The organism is Mesorhizobium sp. WSM4310 (assembly GCF_007003935.1).
GTDB lineage: Bacteria > Pseudomonadota > Alphaproteobacteria > Rhizobiales > Rhizobiaceae > Mesorhizobium.
Genome location: NZ_VFTA01000005.1, coordinates 10,736 through 32,487 on the forward strand (window position 1 = coordinate 10,736; position 21,752 = coordinate 32,487).

Annotated in this window: 15 protein-coding genes; 8 read left to right on the top strand and 7 right to left on the bottom strand. The window is 58.6% G+C overall.

The features are described 5' to 3' along the window. Positions 1-3 precede the first annotated feature (3 nt). The 4 genes from FJV80_RS07775 to FJV80_RS07795 all read left to right on the top strand — a co-directional run bounded on the left by FJV80_RS07775 (position 4) and on the right by FJV80_RS07795 (position 5,300). Entirely contained in the window at positions 4-2,232 is a 2,229-nt protein-coding gene (locus tag FJV80_RS07775; RefSeq protein ID WP_142876028.1) for a ThiF family adenylyltransferase, read from the top strand. Then, positions 2,232-3,371, top strand: coding sequence for a patatin-like phospholipase family protein (locus FJV80_RS07780; protein WP_142876029.1), 1,140 nt, complete (start codon positions 2,232-2,234; stop codon positions 3,369-3,371). Before FJV80_RS07775 ends, FJV80_RS07780 begins: the two co-directional genes overlap by 1 nt. A gap of 296 nt (positions 3,372-3,667) precedes the next feature. Next, a complete protein-coding gene (locus FJV80_RS07790; RefSeq protein WP_246688922.1) occupies positions 3,668-4,114 on the top strand; it encodes a hypothetical protein in 447 nt (148 codons plus the stop codon). A gap of 343 nt (positions 4,115-4,457) precedes the next feature. Next, positions 4,458-5,300 carry a DUF3800 domain-containing protein gene (locus tag FJV80_RS07795; protein WP_246688923.1) on the top strand — a complete coding sequence of 281 codons (843 nt, stop codon included), beginning with the start codon at positions 4,458-4,460 and terminating at the stop codon, positions 5,298-5,300. Positions 5,301-5,460: 160 nt separating this feature from the next. Here the strand turns inward: FJV80_RS07795 and FJV80_RS07800 are convergent, their stop codons facing one another. The 3 genes from FJV80_RS07800 to FJV80_RS07810 are packed head-to-tail and all read right to left on the bottom strand — an operon-like array spanning position 5,461 to position 11,755. Continuing rightward, positions 5,461-6,603 carry a hypothetical protein gene (locus FJV80_RS07800; protein WP_142876032.1) on the bottom strand — a complete coding sequence of 381 codons (1,143 nt, stop codon included), beginning with the start codon at positions 6,601-6,603 and terminating at the stop codon, positions 5,461-5,463. Beyond that, positions 6,600-10,781: a DUF3883 domain-containing protein gene (locus FJV80_RS07805; RefSeq protein WP_142876033.1), complete on the bottom strand. Its 4,182-nt coding sequence runs from the start codon at positions 10,779-10,781 to the stop codon at positions 6,600-6,602. The genes FJV80_RS07800 and FJV80_RS07805 overlap by 4 nt, the downstream gene beginning before the upstream one ends. Positions 10,782-10,834: 53 nt before the next feature. Further along, the gene (locus FJV80_RS07810) at positions 10,835-11,755 is read right to left on the bottom strand and encodes a restriction endonuclease (RefSeq protein WP_185975151.1); all 921 of its coding nucleotides are present in this window, start codon (positions 11,753-11,755) and stop codon (positions 10,835-10,837) included. Between the two features lie 192 nt (positions 11,756-11,947). On the opposite strand from FJV80_RS07810, the gene FJV80_RS07815 reads away from it, so the two are divergent. Then, the gene (locus FJV80_RS07815) at positions 11,948-13,216 is read left to right on the top strand and encodes a Shedu immune nuclease family protein (RefSeq protein ID WP_142876035.1); all 1,269 of its coding nucleotides are present in this window, start codon (positions 11,948-11,950) and stop codon (positions 13,214-13,216) included. A gap of 47 nt (positions 13,217-13,263) precedes the next feature. On the opposite strand, the gene FJV80_RS07820 is transcribed toward FJV80_RS07815, so the two are convergent. After that, positions 13,264-14,814 (bottom strand): hypothetical protein, encoded by a 1,551-nt coding sequence (locus FJV80_RS07820; RefSeq protein WP_142876036.1) that lies wholly within the window; start codon positions 14,812-14,814, stop codon positions 13,264-13,266. Between the two features lie 105 nt (positions 14,815-14,919). Then, positions 14,920-15,396 (bottom strand): hypothetical protein, encoded by a 477-nt coding sequence (locus FJV80_RS07825; RefSeq protein WP_142876037.1) that lies wholly within the window; start codon positions 15,394-15,396, stop codon positions 14,920-14,922. Positions 15,397-15,601: 205 nt separating this feature from the next. On the opposite strand from FJV80_RS07825, the gene FJV80_RS07830 reads away from it, so the two are divergent. Both FJV80_RS07830 and FJV80_RS07835 read left to right on the top strand, forming a co-directional pair. Next, the gene (locus tag FJV80_RS07830) at positions 15,602-16,048 is read left to right on the top strand and encodes a MucR family transcriptional regulator (RefSeq protein WP_142876038.1); all 447 of its coding nucleotides are present in this window, start codon (positions 15,602-15,604) and stop codon (positions 16,046-16,048) included. Positions 16,049-16,257: 209 nt separating this feature from the next. Beyond that, positions 16,258-17,241, top strand: a complete 984-nt coding sequence (locus FJV80_RS07835) for a DUF4238 domain-containing protein (RefSeq protein WP_142876039.1) — start codon at positions 16,258-16,260, stop codon at positions 17,239-17,241. Positions 17,242-17,271: 30 nt separating this feature from the next. On the opposite strand, the gene FJV80_RS07840 is transcribed toward FJV80_RS07835, so the two are convergent. Further along, a complete protein-coding gene (locus FJV80_RS07840) occupies positions 17,272-18,948 on the bottom strand; it encodes a RecQ family ATP-dependent DNA helicase (protein ID WP_185975152.1) in 1,677 nt (558 codons plus the stop codon). A gap of 694 nt (positions 18,949-19,642) precedes the next feature. On the opposite strand from FJV80_RS07840, the gene FJV80_RS07845 reads away from it, so the two are divergent. After that, positions 19,643-20,224 (top strand): PIN domain-containing protein, encoded by a 582-nt coding sequence (locus FJV80_RS07845; RefSeq protein WP_281408727.1) that lies wholly within the window; start codon positions 19,643-19,645, stop codon positions 20,222-20,224. On the opposite strand, the gene FJV80_RS07850 is transcribed toward FJV80_RS07845, so the two are convergent. Continuing rightward, the gene (locus FJV80_RS07850) at positions 20,201-21,199 is read right to left on the bottom strand and encodes a hypothetical protein (protein WP_142876041.1); all 999 of its coding nucleotides are present in this window, start codon (positions 21,197-21,199) and stop codon (positions 20,201-20,203) included. The genes FJV80_RS07845 and FJV80_RS07850 overlap by 24 nt on opposite strands. Positions 21,200-21,752: the final 553 nt, after the last annotated feature.

Below are 21,752 nucleotides of genomic sequence, written 5' to 3' on the forward strand. Positions count from 1 at the left end.
CGCATGTGGCAGCCCGAAGGAAGCGAACCGATCAGACGGAATGGCCTCGCCATCCCGCTGGCCATCGCCTTTGCGGACCACATAACAAAGGCATGCACCGAATTCGCCCGCTCGGTCGGATACCGCAGGCTTCCCGGGAAAGACTTAGAAATCGTTTCTTTCGAGATCGACCTGGGCGTGCCACAGCGCCCGGTCTACGCCATCAATCCCGTCGAGACAGTCTCGGTCTGCTTCTGGCCGAGCAACGCCGCCCCTCCTCTCGTCGCGGTCGCACGGCCCGACTTCCCCGACACCCCTCACCAGAACATGGTGCCCGAGGGATTGCCGTGCGTCCTTTGCGTAGATGACAGGCCATGGCAGGACGTGCGCAGCGACTATACCGCTTCGGAGCTAATGGCACGTATAGCTGTATGGTTCGAGAAGGCGTGCGAGGGCGAGCTTCACGGCGACGACCAGCCGTTTGATCCTGTCTTCCCATATGACGGTGCCCACGAGCTGATCGTCACGCAGGACGGAGCAGAGGCAATGGCCGAGGGTCGCAAGCTGAGCGTGTGGGCGGCGGACGAGCGCGCCCGCTTCCTGCTCGTGACGAGCGCGCAGGACAGAAGGAGCGTCAATGGTCAAGTAAACGTGCACCTCCTGCATGTGCAGGTTGAGCCGCAGTCGATGAAGCGTATGCGCAAGGCTCCTGGCACGCTAGGCCAGCTTGCGCAGCTTCTGACGGAAAGGGACGCTGATCTTGTGACCGCCCTGAAGCAGGCGATCCTCGAATGGCAAAAGCTGGGTAAGGCAGACGAGGACAGAACCTGGATCACCTGCATCCTGGTCAGTATGCCTCAGCTTCATCCCCACACCGGAGAGATCGGCGCGACGAAGCCGGTGGCGTTTCTTTGCAACGAGAGTCCTGGCAGGATCGGGGAGGCACTAGGTCTTCTCGGCCTGAATCCATCCCAAGCAGCAACGGCTGTCCGCTACGTACCGCTATTTGCGCCCACGATCACCCGATCTGGGTTGGATGACTTTCCAATCCAAATCGCACCCGTCCACCGTGAGCTGGATTCAGCGCGGGCTTGTGAAATCGCAGGAAGAACTGCCGACCTCCGACGACTGGTGCTGGTCGGCGCAGGATCGCTGGGGTCGCACCTAGCTGAATACCTTGCGCGAGAAGGGCTGTTTCGCTGGACGGTGGTCGATGACGACGATTTCCTCCCTCACAATGTGGCACGCCACACGCTGACCGCTGGCCAGATGGGGCAAGAGAAGGCCTGCAACCTGGCTGCGCGCTTGCAACTCATCCGCCGCGATACATCCCCTAGCGCCATCCGGGAGAACGTGTTGGCCCGTGAACAGAGCGATGGGCTTGCGGAGGCGCTACGGGGTGCGGATCTCATTCTTGACGCTTCAGCATCCGTCCCAGTGTCCCGCCGGCTCTCGGACCGTCCAGAGTTCGCTCGTCGCATGTGCGCCTTCTTCACGCCTGACGGACGGTCGGCGGTCCTCATGGCGGAGGCGGCCGACAGGTCGGCGAACCTGCGCGACATCGAAACAACATACCTTCGCGAAATCTTGGCGAACCCCTCGTTGAAGGACCATCTCCGGCCCGGACAACAACTTCGTTACACGGGGGCATGCCGCGCCCTTACCAACAAAATTCCCGCCTCTTCCGTTGCCGTACTCTCGGGCCTCCTTGCGGCAGGTGTCGCGACTGCCTCGCGCGACGATACCGCCGTCCTGCGGATCTGGACGATGCGGGAGGATGGAGGGATCGATTGCTTGAATGCCCCTACTTCCGTGATCAGGAGCTCCATGGCTGGCTGGACCGTCACCCTTCCGGCGGAGCTGCGCGATGACCTAACGGCGAGGCGCGAAGGCGCCTTGCCGAACGAGACAGGCGGACCGCTCGTAGGTGTCGTCGATCAAGAGGCAAAGCATGTCGCTGCGGTCCACGCCCTTACCACGCCCTCTGACAGCGCCGGGACGAGATCGGAATTCGTCCGCGGTACCCGAGGCCTGCGGCGGCTCATTGAGGAGGCACGAGGCCGTTCCGGAGGTCAGGTGCGCTACATCGGCGAGTGGCACTCGCATCCGCGCGGGGCATCGGCATCGCCCAGCACCACAGACATCCGACAGATCTGTCAGCTGTCGCTGGTGCTTGACCTGGATGGCCTTCCGGCGCTTTCGCTGATCGTTGGCGAGCAGGACCTGGCAATGCTTGTCGGCAAGGTGGCCTGATGGGCGGGAAGGTTCCGCTTGGTAAGACCAGCATCGGTCTAGCCCTTTCAGGGGGAGGCTTCCGCGCTGCCGTTTTCCACCTAGGTATCCTTAGGTGGCTGGCAGAGGAACACCTCCTTGAACGGGTCACACAGGTCTCAACCGTTTCCGGCGGCAGCCTTGTGACTGGCGCCATATTCTCAGCTGCTGGCGGGAAATGGCCATCGTCATCGGAGTTCCTACAGACGGTCTATCCTTCTGTCAGAGACATGCTCGTGTCCCGGGACCTCTTTAGCTTTCGAGCGCTAGGGGCTGACGGTTTCCTGCGCCAAAACTTCCGCATTTTCTTCCGCCGCGCAAACGTGCTGGCCTGGCTCATCCGCGAGCGTTGGCAGATCGGCCTGAAGCTCTCCGACCTTCCGGAGAGCCCAATATGGCATGTCAACAGCACCTGTCTTGAGACCGGAAAAAACTGGCGCTTCACGCGCGACTCTATGGGCGACTGGCAGTTCGGGAGGCACTACTCCCCTGATGTGGCGGTCGCGGATGCCATGGCGGCCTCGGCCGCTGTGCCCTACGTCATCGGCGCCCTCAAGCTCGAACTGCCTAAGGAGGGGTGGTGGCAAACTGATCCCGCCACGAAAAGCCCGTTGCGGAAAACGGAGCTGCGCTACGCGAGCGTCCGGCTCTGGGACGGAGGCGCTTACGAGAACATGGCCCTTGAACCTCTTTATAAGCCCATAGAAGGCCTTCAAGGATGCGACGTGTTAATATGCAGCGACGCCTCAGGTCCTCTCGGCCCACCCTCTCGAATTCTGTCGAGCCTGTTGAAAGGAAGGCTCGCGTCGCCACGCCTATTCGATATCGCAAGCGATCAGATACGGGCGCTCCGTTCGCGAATGCTGATGAAGGCTATAAGTCAGGAGGAGATAGCGGGATTCCTTTTCCGGCTCGGCACTTCTCCGAGGCAGTTTAAGATGCAGGCTGGTAACGTAGGGGGCCTCACTGACGAAGAATGTGCATCCTGCCTGAACTATCCGACCAACCTCACGAAAGTTGCGGGTTCAGATTTCGACCGCATCGCTCATCATGGATACGAGGTCGCACGTATGACCATGGGGACGTACGGCCATAGAAACACTGATGCTGTTGGTTGCTGAGAAGGAACCCGTTTGCCTTACATCACCTACGCCATCGGCGACGTCCACGGTCGGGCCGATCTCCTGGAATCCCTGCTTGCTGCGATCTCAGGAGATGCAGGCACGTCCGACGCCGAACCTCGGGTGCTCTTCCTCGGCGATATCGTCGACCGCGGCCCTTGCAGCCGAGAAGCGATGGATCTCGTCTGCGACACCCTCGCCCGGTGGCCGCGGTCACGGCTGATCCGCGGCAACCACGACGCCTATTTCCTGGACTTCATGACCGCCGACCAGGTTGACGAGCAGAGGTTCGGTAGATGGCTGACGCGGATCGGCGGCTACCGACGATGGAGTCCTATGGCCTCCTGTCCGTTGGCAACATCCGGGATGCCGCGAGGATGTTTCGCACCAACCATCCGCATCACCTGCAGGCGCTAAAGGATGCCTCCCCGATCATCGTCGACGATCGCTTCGCCTACGTTCACGCAGGAATCGATCCTACTCGTTCCATCGGCGACCAAGCCCCCAAGGATTTGATGATGATCCGGGACAGATTCCTCGATTATGAGGGGCAGCTGTCGCACATCATCGTGCACGGCCATACCCCGACGTCGGACAGCATGCCAGACCCGAAGACCTGCCGGATCGCCATAGACACGGGTGCCTATGCCTCTGGCAGGCTTACCTGTCTGGCTGTATCCGCCGATTCCTGTTTGCTACGGCTTCGGGCGGAGGCATCGAGGTCGCGCGGGACGGGCCCTTAGTGAATCTGCCCGTGGGAGTCGATCGGCGTTCTTCTGGCAGGCGAGAAGCGATATGACCGCGTCATTCAACCATGGATCGAGAGCCATCGGGAGCTTTGAAGCAGGTATGGGAAGGCTTGCGCAGCAGCAACGTAGATGACGTGATTGTCGCTCAGCTTCTCGATAGTGCCATCTGAAATCCAACACAGCCGATATCCGTACCTGATCGCAAGCCTATCGAATGCACCCGCCTCAGTCGACGGTCCGATAGCCGACAATAGTGCGCACACAATCTGTAAACTCGATTGGATGTAGTTCTCACGAAAGCTCAGTATCGAGAGCTACTGTGATGGAAAGAAATATTGTGAGCGACGAACAGCCCCATATGACCTTTTTCATGGATGATTTCGGGACTCGCACCATGTGCAAGCCAGATGACACCCTACCAATGGAGGCTCATATTTTCAGTTTCGGACTCGGCGGGATTATCGTTCCGTCGGAAGCAGTCCCTGCGCTTTCTAATGCCACAATTGAGTTCTGCAAGCGCTGGGATATACCGGAGCTACACGGAAATAAGATTCGGTCAGGAAAGGGCAAGTTCGGCTTCCTAAAGAAGGATACGGAACGGAAGGACCGCTTTTTCGAAGAGTTAGAGGCCCTGATCATCGATGACCGCATTACGGCCCATGCTTGCGTGATCTGCCGACCGGGCTATCGAGACCGATACTATGAGAAGCACACAGAAGGTTCACGATGGCAAATGAGCCGGACCGCATTCGACATCGCAGTCGAACGTGCGGCCAAGTACGCGAGGCTTCGCGGCCGGAAACTGTCCATCGCCTATGAACGCACCGGCGCTACCGAGGACCGCCTAATCGAGCACTATTTCGAGGGGCTTCTAGAAAACGGTACTGGCTTCGATGCGACGAACTCGTCGAAGCATAGGCCTCTCGCGAAAGATGAGTTGGTAGAGACGCTTCTGACCATCTGGCCGGACGGGAAAAGTAATCCGATGCTGCAATTGGCCGATCTAGTGCTGCACCCTCTTGGTCACCGACCGACTGGCTTGAAGAACCGAGCGCATGACCGTCTGTCAGAAGCGGGACAAATCATCGATTTGAGGAACAACGGCGACGAGACGATCGCTGTTAAGTACTCCTGCTACGATGATCCATACAAGGAATGGGTGAACCCCAGAAACACTTAAGGGACCCGAAGGTCCCTCAAGGCGGTCGGCGTAAAGCCTGACCCCGTGGCAAAGCCATACGTGTTCTATAGAGCATCGCTTTCGATTTTTCAAGAGTTTTAGATCGCAAGACGTCGATTGAGGGAAACGTCGCGGCTCTGTTCAGGGGGACAACCTAGGGTCACCCTGACTCAGGAGCCGTTTCACCGAAGCGGATTTCCATCGTCTTGGGCGGAAGCAAAGCCTCGATATCACAGAGGTCGCCCAGAGAAGTGAAACCGAAAGGGCTCGCAAGCAAGAGACCGTCCTGAACGGCACTGCTTCGGCGACTGTCGAGCATGGAATGTCGGTCGATCTGCTCCAGCAATTCAGTCCGGCGAGGCGCATCCATTACCACCACATGCGGTTCGAAGCCAGCTGCCTCTATTCCTTTGATCATTTCCTCGTCAAGGTCGTGATCTGAGCGAGGAAAAGCGGCAAGTACCCTCCCCCCAAGCCTTTCGTTTATCTCAACCTGGCGTAGATAGGCCGGCGTCGTGGCGGAGCCCGGGGAAGAACTGCTCATGGAGAATGTTCCAGCTTCAGGATCCGCCAAGACGGTCCAAGCCATGGGCGGGTTACCGCTAAATTTCCCGACTATCTCTTTGGCGGGATTGAATGAATCCATTGCCGCGGAATTGTGGTGCTGAAGTATGTCGTAAAAGGCGATACCCCGGAGGATCGCCGCCTGAACCTCGTCATGCGGGACCTTGTCAGCATTCCCGCCGTTGCGCCGTCGAAGGCGCAACCCGTCATCCCAAATGACATAGTCGGCATGCGCGATTCCATTTCTAATGTCGTCACGGAACGCTGAGCCTAGGAGTCTAGCTAAACGCAGCATGCCGATCGCCTCGGCGGTCGTGGCCAGGTCTCGAAACGTCTTATTGGCATTGGGGCCGATAACAGCAGCCGGCTGCTTGCGGACGCGGACAAGGTCTCGGAACGGCCATAAGTTGTAAGGCAGCCGGGTTACGACCCCCATCACGTTTTTGATTGATTCGTATACGCCTCCCGCCTCGGCCAATTGGCAGTACAACATTAGGACAATCCGGTAAGCGGAGCGGCTGAGTGGCGCTCGCTTGGCCAGATAGGTACGCAGCTCCTCCCGCACCTGGGCGGCCGTTATTGTGGTCGACCAACCCGGGTCCTGCGCTCCCCTGAATTCCCCGCCGAGAGCGCCGGCAAAATCGAGCTCGTTCATTTGCCTGGCGAACCCATAGAGACGCGACAGTTCCGTGGCTAGGTCTTCGAGATACTGTTGATCGGCAGGTGTCATTTCGCTCAACGAGATTCAACGAAGGCACGCAACGTGCCAAGTTCGAGCCGTAAAACGGGACCTCGAAGGAGGCTTGCCGGGTTTTGGAAAAACTTAGCGTGGGGAGTTGTGCTTCCAGCTCCGTATACCCGCCACAGCTCGTAGCGCGGCCCCTCGCGCAGCGCTTTTTCAAACTCGGCGATACTCCATTCGAACCGGCCATCCGACCCAGTGGTGGACTTCACCTCGATCCAAATTGTTCCTCCGTCTACCCCGATTGACCGAATGTCGTGATCCGCACCCGGTTCATCCTTTGAGACCCAAACGACATGCTCCTCCGGGTTCTCGTAGCCTAGCGTGCGCACCCGCTCGAGCTCTGCCCGATAGACCAGCGCTTCTCCGCGAAGCCCGACCTCTCGGTCCCGCTCAATCTCCGAAAGCGTGCGCGGCGCCCACACCGAACCGTTTCGCCCGGCAACACCGGATGAGCCATGCCAGGGGAGCGGCGCCTTTCCCTCTGAGACCGACACGGACAGCTTCACTTCATCGAGAGCGGGAAGCGGCGCTGGAGGCACTGGCCCAACTGGCGGACTCGTGCGGGTTGGTGACGGAATTGGAGCTGGAGCGGGTTGTATCGCCAGCGACGGCGGAGAGATGTGAACCGAGGCCACGAGACTTTGGGTAATCTGCTCACGGGTGAGCTCCGCTGGATCCGCCTCAGAGTCTGCATCCGTATTTTGATGCCCCCACGTAGCAGGCCTAATGCCAAGCCGGCGCAAGTAAGCGAGCACCTCGGCCGGTCGCTCGGCTTGAAGGAGCGGCAGCACGCTCGAAGCTAGCGCGCGGACATCCGCCAGACGTGTCGCACCCACCAAGCGGGCCAACTCTAGGGCCAGGATATGATCGTATTCGGACCGGTAGCGTGGGGGCCGTAGGTAAAGAGCATCGCCTTCGATGGCGGCATCCGCAGCCACGCTGACCCGCTTACCCACCTGATAGTTTCGTTGGAGGTCGGTTGAGAACGCGATCTTTCTTATCGCTTGGAGCCGGCGCCGGATCAATCCCATGCGCAACGGTTGAAACTCATTGCTTTGTGCCTGAAGAGCATAAGCCAATTCAGCTAAGCCCTGCGCGAAATCCTCGCGATGAAGCTGCTCCAATGCCTTGCTCGCAGCCTTAGCTTGGAACCAACTCGGAGGGACAGCGGGAGCTCCAACGACCACCCGTCCTTCGCCGCACTTGTTGCTTAGCAACTGGATCCCAAGCGACCGGAAAAAGATGCGGCTCCATTCGTCCGTATCTGCAAAGGATACCTCGGCCTTGGCGGCAATCAGAGCTTCCGCTAGCTCAGGATAGTCGTCCTCCAGAAAGCGCCCTGCGAGCAAATCATCGAGACTGTGCACCGTGCCTTTAATGCTAAGCAGACACAGGGCGGTGCGCGGCAGGTCCGGAAGGCCAAAGCTCCCTCTCGATTTGTAAGCTTCGCGCAGGAGGCTTTGCTCGAAGGCTCCCACCTTGCCTTGAAATTCCCGAGCGCGGCGGTCGATCCATTGGAAGAACGAAACCCAATGGTACGTTTTGGGCAAGGCATGGGCGCCGAGCGCCAAATAGGCATCAGCCAAAGGTCCACCGGACTTGAGGACCGGAAGCGCCATCTGTAGGCATCGAGGCAAACGGAGCGCCACTACAGTCTCATGGGGAGAGACAAATCTCCCCTTCACATAGAGTATCGGACGGTGTGCCAACGGTACCGCAGGTTCTCTCTCAGCCTTCAGTGCCGCGACCAAAGCAGGATAAAGCTGCCCAATGGCTGGCGGTGGTTCATCGGCATTTCTCGCTCGATCTATGACTTCGAGGAGCACGGCCGACGTTGGCAGGGTCTGGCAGCCGAGCCGCCGATAGACAGCCTTGTCCTCCGAGAGAAGCTCTGAGTCCTGCAGGCAATTGAGGTTGAGAGGGGTCGGGAAATACAGGCGGGCCGGCGCGGCGAGGCGCCCACTTCGATTGCGCAAAAAGGCGATCCCCGCGAGGGCTGCGGCCACCTTCGGGGTCAGCAATGGAAGTTGCCGTCGCAAGAGGTCCTCGAACGGCTCAGCGAGTTCCGGGTCTTGCTCGACGGCCTGCGCCATTGTGACAAGGTCGTTAGCGATCACCTTTCGTCGAATTGCCAGTCGCCGGAGAATGTCAGGCCGCTGCCGCCATAGTGCATCCGGTGAGCGGACCACACGGCCGAGGAGAGTGGCGTCTTTCGGTGGCAGAAGGGCAAGGCTATCAGGGCGTGCCCAGCCCCCGTGGTCGTCCCGAACCACTGGACTTTTGCGGAGCACTCCGACCAACCGAGACGTGAGTTTTGCCGCGGGGGCCAACAGATGGAGGTAGAGGGCTTCGTGCTCATCCTCGGCGACTGTCCCAGCTGCCGCCTTTTCTGCCACTTGCTCGATCCAGCGAGCGAGTTCGAACGGCCGGCAATGGCGGGCGATAGCCATGTCGTCGTATAGCCGCTGGTGTAGTCTAGTTTCTAAGCGCTCCGGGCAGGCGTTCCACATCTCGGGTTCAACACGCACCAAGCTATGCGCCGGCGCGAGCTTACCTGTCGCGGAGAGCGTGGTCGGCGTCTCACGTAGGTCTCCCCGATTTTGCGAAGTGAGTTGTCTCTGCAAAATAGTCAGCGCTGCGGCCGTCCTGTGCTGTTCGTCAGGATCCAACGCCTCGCCTGGGTAAGGATCGTAGAAACAAGAGGACTCATCAGCAGCCAGTGCTGTCCGCAAACCCGTAGTCTTCTTTCCCCCGCAGCGCAGATAGACGAGCGAGTTGAGGGTAAAGCGCTTTGCGCCGCACGAAAGGGCAAGCTTGGCGAGATTGTCGTCGTCAACGAGGTCGGGATGGAGATAGTCCTTGGCAGAGAGATGTCCTCTCAGCGCGTCGTGACTAGGGATCACGAGAGTTGTTGCGGCTGCAGGAAGGCCGTCGGAAGCGGGCCAACAATCATTCTTCTTCAGGCGTGCAAGGATGACATGTGCAAAGGTCTGCTCTTCCGAGCCCTGCGGTAGAACCAACTCGAAAGCGCTTTTGCCGAAGCGGCCAAACCAATCGGCACCAACGAGGTCCGCGACCAAATCCGCTGCTTGGCCATTCAGCCACGTATTCCACGGACTTGGAATCGGGCGGGTCCGCTCCCCATCGAGTTGGAATGGGGCCGAGACACTCAATGCGCAGCCAGTTCGAGCGAGGCTTGCCTGCAAGGGATAGTAGTGGTGGCCTAGCTGGCTCGAAATCGGCTTGCCGCTCCTGAGCGCCATAGAGACGGCGATGCGCACCCGACCAGGGGACCTATAGTAGGCAGGAAAGTCGAGCGACTGAAATTCAGGAGGAAGATCTACGAATCGCGAGAACTCGAGCTCCTCGTATTCCCGCCGACTGCTTTTGGCATCGGGGGATACCGATTTCAACCGGCCTCTCCGTCGCGTCACGCTCACGCCCGAGACCTTGCTCCTCTGGTTCTCTGCATCCTGTCGCCATCGGAGCGATCGGCGGAGACGCTCCGAAGTGATCTCAAGCCCCTCAATGCCGCGCCGGCGACCAGGCATCGCCAACTTGACCAGCGTAGGGAAGAGAACTCGCTCGATGTCCGCGAGGGCCTCCTCTTCTCGTTCATGCGTGAATGGCTCGAAACGGCGCAATTGTTCGGTTCGAAGTGGCACCTGGATCAGCACTCCCTTGCGCCCCTTTGACACGGGATCAGCCTGTCGTGCAGTTCCGAAATTCCTGAAATCCAGCACCGCCATTTGCCCGTCAGAACGAACGTGGATGCGATCGCCGAAGTGGAAGAGTGAACGCATTCCGAGGTTCTTGGAGCCGATGCTGCTTTCTTTCGCAGTGATAACCTCACCCGAGGGATCACCGAGAACTTCGCCCGTCCCGATTAGTACTGATAGGCGAGCCCATCCTCTCGGCGAAATCGTTCGCCCAGTGCCGGTAACCTCAAGCTGAGTGTCGGTGATGCGGATGCCTATTTCGGAACCATATGCATCGAACTCGTTCTGAACCAGTTCGCGAAACACATCCGCTGCGCCGTGCGCCGCGACAAACTCGTCGACAGGACTCGATGCGATCCTTTGGCGCAGTGGCGCCGTCAGTTCCGGAATTGAGAAGTCCTGTGCAGATTTGGCCCCCTTGCCCTGTCGGTCTGACGCGGCATCGTTCTCCATTCGCCCCACCCCAACCCCTCTTCGAACCCCGCGACTCTGCCGCGCGTTCGTGTCTAAATCAGTGCTCCGGTATCGGGATCGATAGCGTGCCCTTCGATCTGATCGCCGAAGATGATGATGTCGTCAGTTCCGAAGGTCGTAAGGATCAGCTCCGCAACGCGGTTCGACACGACTTCGAAGGCGTACTGCTCCTCGTCCACGTCGAAGTCGACGACAATCCCATCGAACGGAATTGGCGCATTCTGGGCCACCTGGACGAGCCACCCGTCGGACGGCACTTTGATTTGCAACGCCTTGGGTCCTGCCGGCTCGATAGCGTCGTTCATCTGTGCCGTCAGAAACTCGTTGAAGAGTCTTCGCTCTCCGCCATTCACGAAGTAAACTGGATCCGTGTTACGAGTCCTCTCGGTCAGCCCCATGGAAGCCAAGTCGGACCTAAACCGAAGCAAAGCAGCTTCGCTAAGGTGGATGCTTGCTCGCGCGTTAGAAGGCTGCTGAATCGTCACGCCAACCATAATTTTGACGACCCGGCCTTGCATGTCTTTCGATTCAAACAGGCGAAGCACTGCAAGCTTGATACCCTTTGAGCGGGCGTACTTTCGCGCATCTTCGGTAAATCCCGTGCACGTGATTACAATTCCCACGTCGGCCCCAGTATCCTCGATCACCGACCGGAAGTTGCGGACTATCGCTAAGCCTACTTTCCCGTCTGAAATGTCGAAGTCCTTGCATTCTACGATGATGCGACGTGTGCTGCCTGCAACTTCTAAGGATACGTCGATCTGATGCTTTACCTCCGGATCTTCGCCGGTTAGTTCCATGTCATGGATGACGACACTACGGTCTTCAAGAGCCTTGAAAACCAGTGCAGCCAGCCGCTCGTAGCGAGTGCCCGCCTTTGTCGTCAGGATCGTATGATACTTGTCGTGAAGCTCATCATACCTCGAGCGAGCGGGCGGTTTGGTCGTCTTCATCTTAGGACTAGCTCCATTCAGCATCAGCGAGGAAAGAATTCCGCGGTGGCCAGGCCGCTGTGTTGGGAAGATAGCGCTCCTCCACATCTGAGATCCGATCGATCATGGCCATTTCAGTCAGGATGATTCGCAAAGTAAAGTCCGGTCCGGCGAGCGGTCAATGCTTCGTCAGCCATGTAGGGAGGGCACGCGGTGATTTGGTTCGAGGTTGACGAGAAAGGCGTGACGCTCGAATACGTAGCGGATTTGGGTAACAATCAATGGGTCGCAAGAGAGCTGGAGCAAAATGGCAGAGTGACGCTCACCAAAGTTTTCTTCTTCCGCCAGGCCGACCTCATAGATGACAAGCCTGACGACGGCGATGATGATGATGATGATGATGATGATGAGCAGAAGCTATACCGATTTCGGTTCGCAACGACGAAGGGCGGTTACCATCACATTCCCGGTCGCATACTCGGCTTGAAAAGCGACGTGCTGATCGTCGCGCAAGGGGTCATGCTCGACAGGAAGACCTTCGCAGCCGAGCGCAACATCGGGATTTTTCGGCACATCGCGAAGCTGAAGAAGGATAGCGGCGCCATCGTCATTGGGGGCGACAGAGAGGGCAACATTCCTCTCGAGGCCTTCCTCGAACTGTTGGAGAGATTCCCGAATACCATGGAGTTAAATCGCTACGCGGCCGCAAGGGTTGAGGCCGTTCTGGGCGAGTTTTTCGAAGGCAAGCAGAGTGCCAGGGAGCAGTACGAGACCTACTTGAACAAACGAAACGCCAGTGCCAGCTCGCGGGTGCGGAAAGAGGAATTGCTCCAGGCTGAACTCGACAAGTTTGTGTTCCTTCGGGACACGCTATCCGCCTGGCTGGATCAGGCCACGAACTACTCCGAAAAGCAGTGGCAAGCGATGGTCATCAGCGTGATCCTGTTGCTTTTCCCGAAATACGTGGCGGTGCTCGAGAACGTTAGAATCGCGGATTTCTATTCGACACCGGGCAGGAGGAAGAACCGCTATATCGACCTTTGCCTGGTCGATGCGAACGGCAACATCGACGTCATCGAGATCAAAAAGCCGTTCGACGACGTACTCCTCAGCAAATCCTTGTATCGGGACAATTACGTGCCAACGAAGGAGCTGTCGGGGACCATCATGCAAGCCGAGAAGTATCTCATCCACTTGTCTAAGTGGGGCGTAGATGGCGAGCGCGAACTGTCTGAGCGGTACGGAACCAAGCTACCCGCCGACCTTCAGATTCGGGTGACCAACCCCAAGGCGATGCTGCTCCTTGGCCGAGACCGTCGTGCAGGCGGCGCGGCAGCGCTTACCGAAAGCCAGTCGTTTGACCTGGAAGTGATCAAACGGAAGTACGCTAACATGATGGATATAGTCACCTACGACGACTTGCTGCGTCGTCTGGACCGGATAATTGCCTCCGTGGCGTCGCGCATGGCTGCGGAAGAGTAGTCCACGCCTGGGCATTGCATCATCTCTGCAATTCGCGCACAGTGCCATCAGTCGCGCACGTTGCGGATTTGTACGGATAGCAGCCAGTCCACAAACTCCGCCTGCTCGCTTTCGGACACAATCGCCCGTTCCGGCAGCTGCTGTCGAAGCTCCGCGAGCACCGCTTCCCTCGGAACTCCTCGCTCCATCCGATAATCCATTATGCCTTTCATTCCCGAGACCAAATTCCGGAAGGCTGAGTAAGCTTCATAGGCCGACATATGTGAAAGATTGGCGTGGAGCTTGCGAATTACCCCCTCGTGGTCGACCTCGTGAGGAGCGTTAGGAGTGATCCTTATGAGGCTGTCTCGGATATCGTCCAAGGAAAGATGGCTTTCGGGGGCCGAGCGGTCTTGCTGCCTGGTCGTTTGCTGGACACCGTGACAATCGGAACAGACCTGCACGAAATAAGAATCCCCGACCCATACTTCGTTTCGGAAATTTGGAAACAGTCGCTGGCGCCTGGCCATTGTCGTCGAATCCGTCTCATCGACCAAAACCAGGACGGTCCTGATACCGCCAGACCACTTTCCCTTCCCGCCCTTCCGAACAACGTCTCGCTTGACACGCCCACAACAGGGGCAACTCCAGTTTTGGCTGGCGGCTTCCCAGGCCTGGCGAGATACGGGATCTACGTAGGCGGCATACTCCTCGTCCGATGGTCCCACTGATTTTCGCGCCGAAACTGGCACTGCCAAGCGTCGGGAGTCGAAACTCACAGATCTTGTCAGGAACTCGTCCCGATAGCCCGAAAGCAGACGGCCACGTTCATCATCTCTGCCAATTTGGTCCCGGAGGGCGCGTGAAATCACTTCGCGCTCGTCGAGTCCTATGAGCACTGAGCCGAGGCTGAACCGACCAACATTGGAATTCGAGATACGACCGGCTCCCATCTCGCCAATCAAAGTATCGAGCAAGGCCAGCCTCATCTGGAAGGCATCGAATTGTGCTTGCCAGATGTCCGCAGCCTTTGCGAGGTCGACGTCATGCTCCTGACCAGGGCAAGCAATGACGAACTGTCTGATTTCCGACGCAGTAAAGGTGAAACGAGGATGCATGTCCGGGATGGAGGATTTAGCCTTCCCTTCCGCCGCGTTGCATTGGGAGCAAATCAGCGCGTAAGAGAACCGCGAAACAAGATCCCTGACGATATCCAGAACGTCACCCCCGCCTGGTACTCTCTGCCGCCAGTCTGCTCCAAGAAGCTCATCCGCTCGTGGCCATATCCGGTCGCGAATGTGATCGTGATGTAGCTCAAGCTTGGCAAGCAGTGTCCCTCGCTTTGACAGCCTGAAGCATTCGTTCTTGCTCCGACCGCAGCCCGCGCAGGACCAAAACTGCTCCGCAAGTGCCCAGTTCTCGTTTAGGTCAAGCCCCTCTGCCCCGAGACGCGACATTGCTTCCTGGGTCTGCTCGCTCCACCTTCCGTCGTATCCGCGGAAATGCCAGCGCATCTCCTCGTCGGACAGCTTCGATGGCCGATAGAAGACGAGTCCAACTGTCCAGAAAGAATCGTCTGCAAGGTCGTCGGAATCCTCGTAGTCCACATCGCTATTCAAATCAGGATCCCTCAGCCCTGCGTTTTCGGTTGTATCTACATCCAGTTCCGAACAAACCGTACACGCGACGACTCGTGGGAAAACATTTCCCGAACCCGCTGATGCCTACGAGAGCGATTTAAGCGCGGTCTGAACGCGGTCGGCCAAGCTGTCCGCTCCTGGTGCGGCAACCCAGGTTTGCCAGGCAACGTGAGCTGCTCTGCCTTCCGTCAGGCGACCGGCGAACAATCCTTGAGCTGCCGCCCGTGGCAAAGCAACAGCGTCGTGGAACTCAAATTCCCTGGTCCAGCGCACGGCAGCAATCCAGTCAGCCTTCTCAAGATTGTGTGGCTTGAGCGATATTCGAGGAAAGGGGCCATCCGTCCCAAGGATTCGCGACTTCACCTCGATCTTTCCGTAAATTGGCGATGTGACGTCGCTTCCCCGATTGTTACCTCCGACCACTTCGCCGCTGGTGGCAATAGCGACAACTAGCTCCGCAAGGAGCTGGTGACTGATGCTGTCATAGCGCTTGATGCAATTCGCCGTCCTCAAGATGCTGTACATCTCTGCGGCGTCCTGCCGTGCATATTTGGCTTTCACCGACTGCTCCGTGTAACTATTTGCATAGTCGAGCTACCAGTCGAGGGTTGCGCCAAGCTATCTGCACCCTGCCCCAGAGTGCCAGTATAGCGCGCCAGGGTTCGAAACCGCGATCCAGAAAATCAGTAATAAGCGCGTGGTTCTGTCGTTGATTGCACGGCATCGGCAAGTTAGGAAAGCGAGCGATAGAAAAGGAGAATTTACTTTGGCCGACGAGACCATCAATCTGATCGAACTGACCGCCGACGTTGTATCTGCCTACGTCAGCAAGAACCCGGTGCCCGTGGCGTCACTTCCGGAACTGATTGCCAGCGTGAATTCGTCGCTTGCGAAGATTGGTCAGCCAGCCGAACCCGAAATGCCGGCACAGGTTCCCGCAGTGAACCCGAAGAGGTCAGTATTTCCCGACTACATTATTTGCCTCGAAGACGGGAAGAAATTCAAATCGTTGAAGCGGCATCTGGGTGTCCACTATGGGCTCACTCCTGACGAATACCGTGAGAAGTGGGGATTGAAGTCGGACTACCCGATGGTGGCGCCGAACTATGCGGCCGCGCGGTCCGAAATGGCCAAGGCAATCGGCCTGGGTAGGAAAGCCCCCATCAAGCCTGCCAAGAATGCGCCAGCGATCCGGAAGGCTAAGCCGAGGTAACCGACAAGCCTTCAGACCCTTGGTGGTTAGAGTGGCTGTCGTACCGCCACTGCGGCAAGCCACGGCCCCTTAAGTTGCGCGGAAAGCTAAGCTGAGAATTCGTGCTCAATAACCTGCCGTTGGGAAGCCACCGTCTAGGGCAGCGGCTTACGGAAACAGGTGGGGGAAAGCGCCGGCAGAGACATCTCTATCCGCTCAAAAGCTGCTCAATGAACAAGTCTGCCAACAAGCCAAATAAGCACCATTTCCTCCCGGTTTTCTACCTGCACCAGTGGGCAGGCGCCGACCGGAAGATTGTGCGGTTCACCAAGCCCTACGGCAACATCGTCAGGCCGCTCCGCGTTCATCCCGACGGTGCGGGATACATTGAGCGCCTGTACGCGGTGGAAGGTTTGCCCGACGAAGCGAAGCAAGACCTTGAAACTGAGTTTCTGTCTCCGGTCGACAGCCGGGCAGCTGATGCGCTGAAGGCGATGCTGGCCGGCGGGGACTTCACGCAAGCGCAAAGATTAGCGTGGGCCGGGTTCATCGCCACCCTGCTCTTTCGAATGCCACGCGCTATCGCCAGTCTCAAGGAGAATCTCTCGCAACTCTGGGGAAAGTTCATTCCGGGGCTGGAGAAAATATATGCGGCGCTGCCCGCCTCTGACAGGAACGAGACGCTCGACGATTACCTCCATGGGGCCGGCAAAGGCGAGTTAGCTGCGAAAGCGATGGATGCCGTTCGAAGTCTCATGGGCGACGAGGACGTTGTACGTCTCTTGGCGGCTTTGGAATGGTCGGTTTTGACAACAGACAACGCCAAGCACGAACTTCTCACTTCGGACAGGCCCGTCATCCACTCTGACGGCCTGAACCACGCAGGGTCGCATCTGATTGTGCCCATGGGACCACGAAGGCTGTTTATTGCGGTCAAGGATCGGTCGCTGATAGCGAAGGTGAGGTCGGCGGGCCAAGACAAGCTTGTGCGCGCAGTCAACGATTTCGTTGTCTCCAACGCCACCGTAACCGTTTGCGGTCGCACGGACAGTCAACTGCAATTCATTCAGAATCGAATGGGAAGTGAAACGCAGCCCAGTCTTCTGTCGAGGCTGCCGGAGATGCAACAGGCGATTGTGGCGGACTTGATGCAGGCTTGGGAGATGCAGTCCACTCTTATAGCCGAGGCGCTTCCGGAGCGGCTCAAGGACTAAAACACAGTCGTTGGAAGCCAGGCTCGTAACTTAGCCAGCGATGATCCGGGCAACGTGCCCCACCAATCCCCTGCGTTTGATCTCCGCCTTGTCGCAGTGATCGCAACAGGCGTGGAAACGTCGCACCTTCGCCCGGGTGCCGAATGCCCAATCTAGAATTCTGATTGAAAGGCTTGGACGTCGAGTGACTTTCGGCCCCTGAAAGTACTCCGAGATTGCGGTGCGCATGCAGGATGGGGTCTTCATCAGTTCGCTAACTTGATCAATCTGGCGATAGCGCTGCTCCAGCATCGGCTCCCGGTCGAGCGCGAGGACCTGTGCTGCCTCCACCGTTTTGTCCGCCATGAAACGCAGCCTTGAGATATCGCGGCCGACGCTCGAACCATTGTGGAACATAACCGCCACGGAAGGCTTCCCATCCCTTCCGGCGCGGCCAAATTCCTGAAGCTGATCTTCAATCGAGGCCGACTGCTGCCAATGGATCACAAGGCGGACGTTGGGCACGTCGAGGCCCATGCCAAAGGCGTTGGTGCAGATGATCTGGTCGGCGACTGGCCTGCTTTGCCCGAGGAAGCGCTTGACGAGTTCCTGTCGTTCCCATGCGTTTCCCAACCTGGAATGGTAGAGCGGCACTTCAAGCCCGAGACTGCGCAGCGCCGCTTGCAACTCCTCGCCGACGTTCGTTGACGGCACGAAGACCATGGCCTTCTGTCCCTGGAGCGGTGGCAACCGCAGCAGCGATGCGATTGCGACGGCTCGCTGATCGGCTGCGCATCGCCATCGGAGGAGCGCGATATTGGGTCTGTCAACATCGCGCACAAAGACCTCGGCGTCTTCGACACCCAGCGATTTCAGGATGCGCTGCTGCATGTCCCGCCCGGCAGTAGCTGTGAACGCCAGGACGGGTGGCGCACCTAGCTTTTCACGGACCTCCTTGAGGCGACCGTATTCCCGCCGAAAGTCCCTGCCCCATTGATCGACGCAGTGGGCCTCGTCCACCACGATGAACGAAGGCCGCGTCTGCTTCAGGCGGGCACGTTCGCTCTCGCTCCTGACAAAGAAGCGCTCGGGAGCAAGATAGAGCAGCTTGATCGCGCCCCGTCCGAGCAGTGAAAACCGGATCTGTTTCTCCTCGACGCTCAGGTCGCTATTGATGAAGGTGGCAGGGACCTTTTTCGCCAGGAGATCGGACACCTGTTCCGACATCAGGGTCTTCAGAGGGCTGACAACCATGGTCAGGCCGCCACGAAGGACGGCAGGCAACTGGAAACAAAGGGTCTTGCCCGATCCCGTCGGACTGACGACGAGGACCGACTTTCCGGATAGGGCAGCGAGCACGATCGGCAATTGGCCTTCACGGAAGCGAACCTTCCCGAACAGGCGGAGGACCGGGCCGAAATTGCCAACGCCCTCATAAACCCTCCCCTCAGTGTCAAACCAACGGGCAAGCCTGACCGCCCATCGCTCGATGACGCGCCTTGCAAGGCCACCAGCCAGGTTTGGATGATGGACTGCATGGCAGCCGTCGCACAGGGTAACGAGGTTGGAGAGCTCGTCCGTCCCGCCCATCGACCGCGGCAACAGGTGGTGGACATCCGCTTCGGCCGATTTCACCGGCATCGAGCAGGATACGCAGCGGTAGCTGTCACGCTGGAGAACCTGAAGGCGTATTTCGTGCCACGAATCGGCGGCAATAGGTCGATCCATCTCTGCCCGTGTCCAAGTCCCCAAAAATAATGAAAGTAGCAGAACAGGTTTATAAAAGGCTGACCAATGATGCGTCGATCATCGGCCCTGACATGATGCTGGCGGGGTCTGCGTCAGGGAACTGCGGTCCTTGATCGTGCGCTCGCGCTGGCGGACCTCGATCGCTACGCCAAGCTTCAAGAGAGCGGAACGGCAACCGAGCAGAAATTCCAGCATGCGCAGGCGGCGTCCGACAAAGCCGCTGCCTCGCTTCGTGGCGCTGCGCCAAATCTTTCCGCGCTCGGGAAAACATTTCCCGAACGGCCAACAGCCAGTCAGTTCTTGTCAGCCTTTCCCGCAGGTTCTGCGCGCCCCCCGCTCAGTAGGAGCTCCTTGGCCGCAGGCGACCTGCGGCTCGTTGTTAGAGACAGTTGGAAACTGCGCTCGCGACCGACGATTGTCTGCGGACCATGATTGGCGGCAGCATCAAGCAATTCCGCGAATCTTTCCTGCGCATCGGCAACCGACCAGGAGTTCAAGTCGGTATTCGCAGGCTTTGGCCCCCTCCCTTTTTCCGGACCTTTGCCCATGCCGAATCCCTTATCCTCACTTTGAGACTATGCTTAACGATTTGCCGGTGCTTCTTGCATAAGTTCGCGGCGCACATTCAAGCCACTATAGTAGCCGGATAGCACCCTTGAGCCCACATCTTAGAATGTATGTGTTGGACACGAATGTAGTGAGCGAGCTCATCCGCAAAAGACCGCATCCAAACGTCGTCGGCTGGATAGCCGAGAGCGACTCTTCGCTCGCGATCCCGTTTGGTTGCGTCATCGAGATCCAGCGGGGAATTACGATGCTCCAACAAAGAGACGTTGCTAGATCCGTCCAACTGCAGGACTGGCTCAACCGCCTTCTGAGGTCGGACATGGCTTTCCTGCCCATGGATGCAGAGACTTCTAAGCTGTACGCCCGAATGACACTGGTGCCTCAGCTCAAGGACTTATGGACGCAACCTCCCCAAGCCAAGGCGGCAAGAATGAACCTGGACCTCGCGATCGCGGCGTCCGCCATCGTCCATCGCGCCGTCGTGGCAACGATAAACACGAAGGACTTCCTTCGGATTGACCGTCATTTCCCGCTGCCGGGACTGTTCGATCCCGCCTCGCGCGAGTGGAGCATCCTTCCGAAAGGCGGGCGCCGACGGCCACAAGGGGCGGCGGACCGTTTCGTAGCAGTTGCTCGCCCGCGCTATCTGGCGAGCGCTGCCCCTTCATCCCTTCGAGCCACCCTTTGAGGACGCTGTCCCGACGGCGAACTCGATAGCGGGAACGACGTCCTTGACAAGCCAGGCACCCATGTCCTTGGCGTCGGGCCAGTCCTCGCGTCCGCCGAGCTGGAAAAGAACCAAGGAAACCTTCCCCCATTGGCTTCTATGGGGGAAACGTCCTGGATGGACGATCCACTGGCTGTTGCTCTCCGAGTTCGGCTCTACAAAAACGGCCAGGCTCTGCAGCTCGCTGCGAGCCCGACGGGCTGGATGCTCCAATTTCGCGATGAGCGCTCCCTTGGCGACATTCTTGCCCTCGAAATGGGGCATGAGGGCCCCCTCGATATCGCTGAGCATGCCGCGAAGCCGCTCGACAAGGATCGGCACCCCGCTTTGGACTTTCGCGCGAGCCAGGGCTTTCAGGCCGTCGACGCCGGGGATGTCGGCCGGGTCTTGCTGCGCGGCACTAACTCCGCCCGAAACCAGCGCCTTGATCTCGCGAACGGTCGGCCGCTTGCCTGCCTTAAGGTCCGCAACCACGGAAGCGAGGGTTTCATCCTTTGCAGTGGCCAGCACGTACATGGAGGCCGCAGGCACGCTGCAGCCGACCAAAATCTTCCGATGGGCACGCAGGTTGTTGTGAACGGCGATGTAGTTGCCGGCTCCTCGCCGGGTCAGCCGGCACGCCTGTTTGGACCAACGCTCGAACGCCTCCTGGCTGGGCGCCTTGCCACGCGCCTTCGCAAGCATCTCTCCGCAGACGAAGACCTCCTCGGTCCGCTTCCGGCCGAGCGACGCGAACATCTCGCGGGCCTCTTCGAACGAGGGAATCGCGGCTTTCGGGATGCCGAGGCTGTCGTAGTCGATCGACTGTTCGTCCGCTTTCGCCGAACCGGGCTGGCGGCCGCTTCGCTGCGCCGGTGCGGTCGCCGCGACGTCTCTTGGCCGCGCAACCTGCTCAAATTCCTGAGTGGCTGCGTCCGGTGCCTTCGAACTATCCATCAATATGATCTTCCCACTATCCTTGTTGAAACTACGGCGGAACGAACCAAAAGCTAATACCCGGCCCACATACCAACTGCCGCCACTTAGGACATATTCGTTTAAGGATGCAGCAGAATGTCGGGAAATGTCTTCCCAATTCCGAAACCAATTATAAGGCAATCCGAAGCACGCCGGCTCGCGATGCCCTGCGCGGTCGAAGTATCGCTGCCTACAAGTGCGCGCACTTCGTCGGCCAGCAATCTCTTTTTCGCAAACAAAGTGTCCGCGATTCTGGTTAGCTCCGTCCGTTGGGCTTCAGGCAGGCTCTTGGCACGAGCGAACTCAGCGACCAGGACTCCTTCCACCCTCTTCCTGAGGTCGCCGTCCGTGTGCAACGCAACCATCAGTTCCTGATCGGTAGTTCCTGAGAGGAAGGTCAGCCCGCCCCCCGGAAATCTCAGAGGAGTGTTCTTGTGGCACTTGCTCCATAATGCCGGGGCTTTCGGCGATGTGATTGATAATCGCGGCATGAGAATTTGATCTCGATATGCAGGCACCGATGTCGTACCGG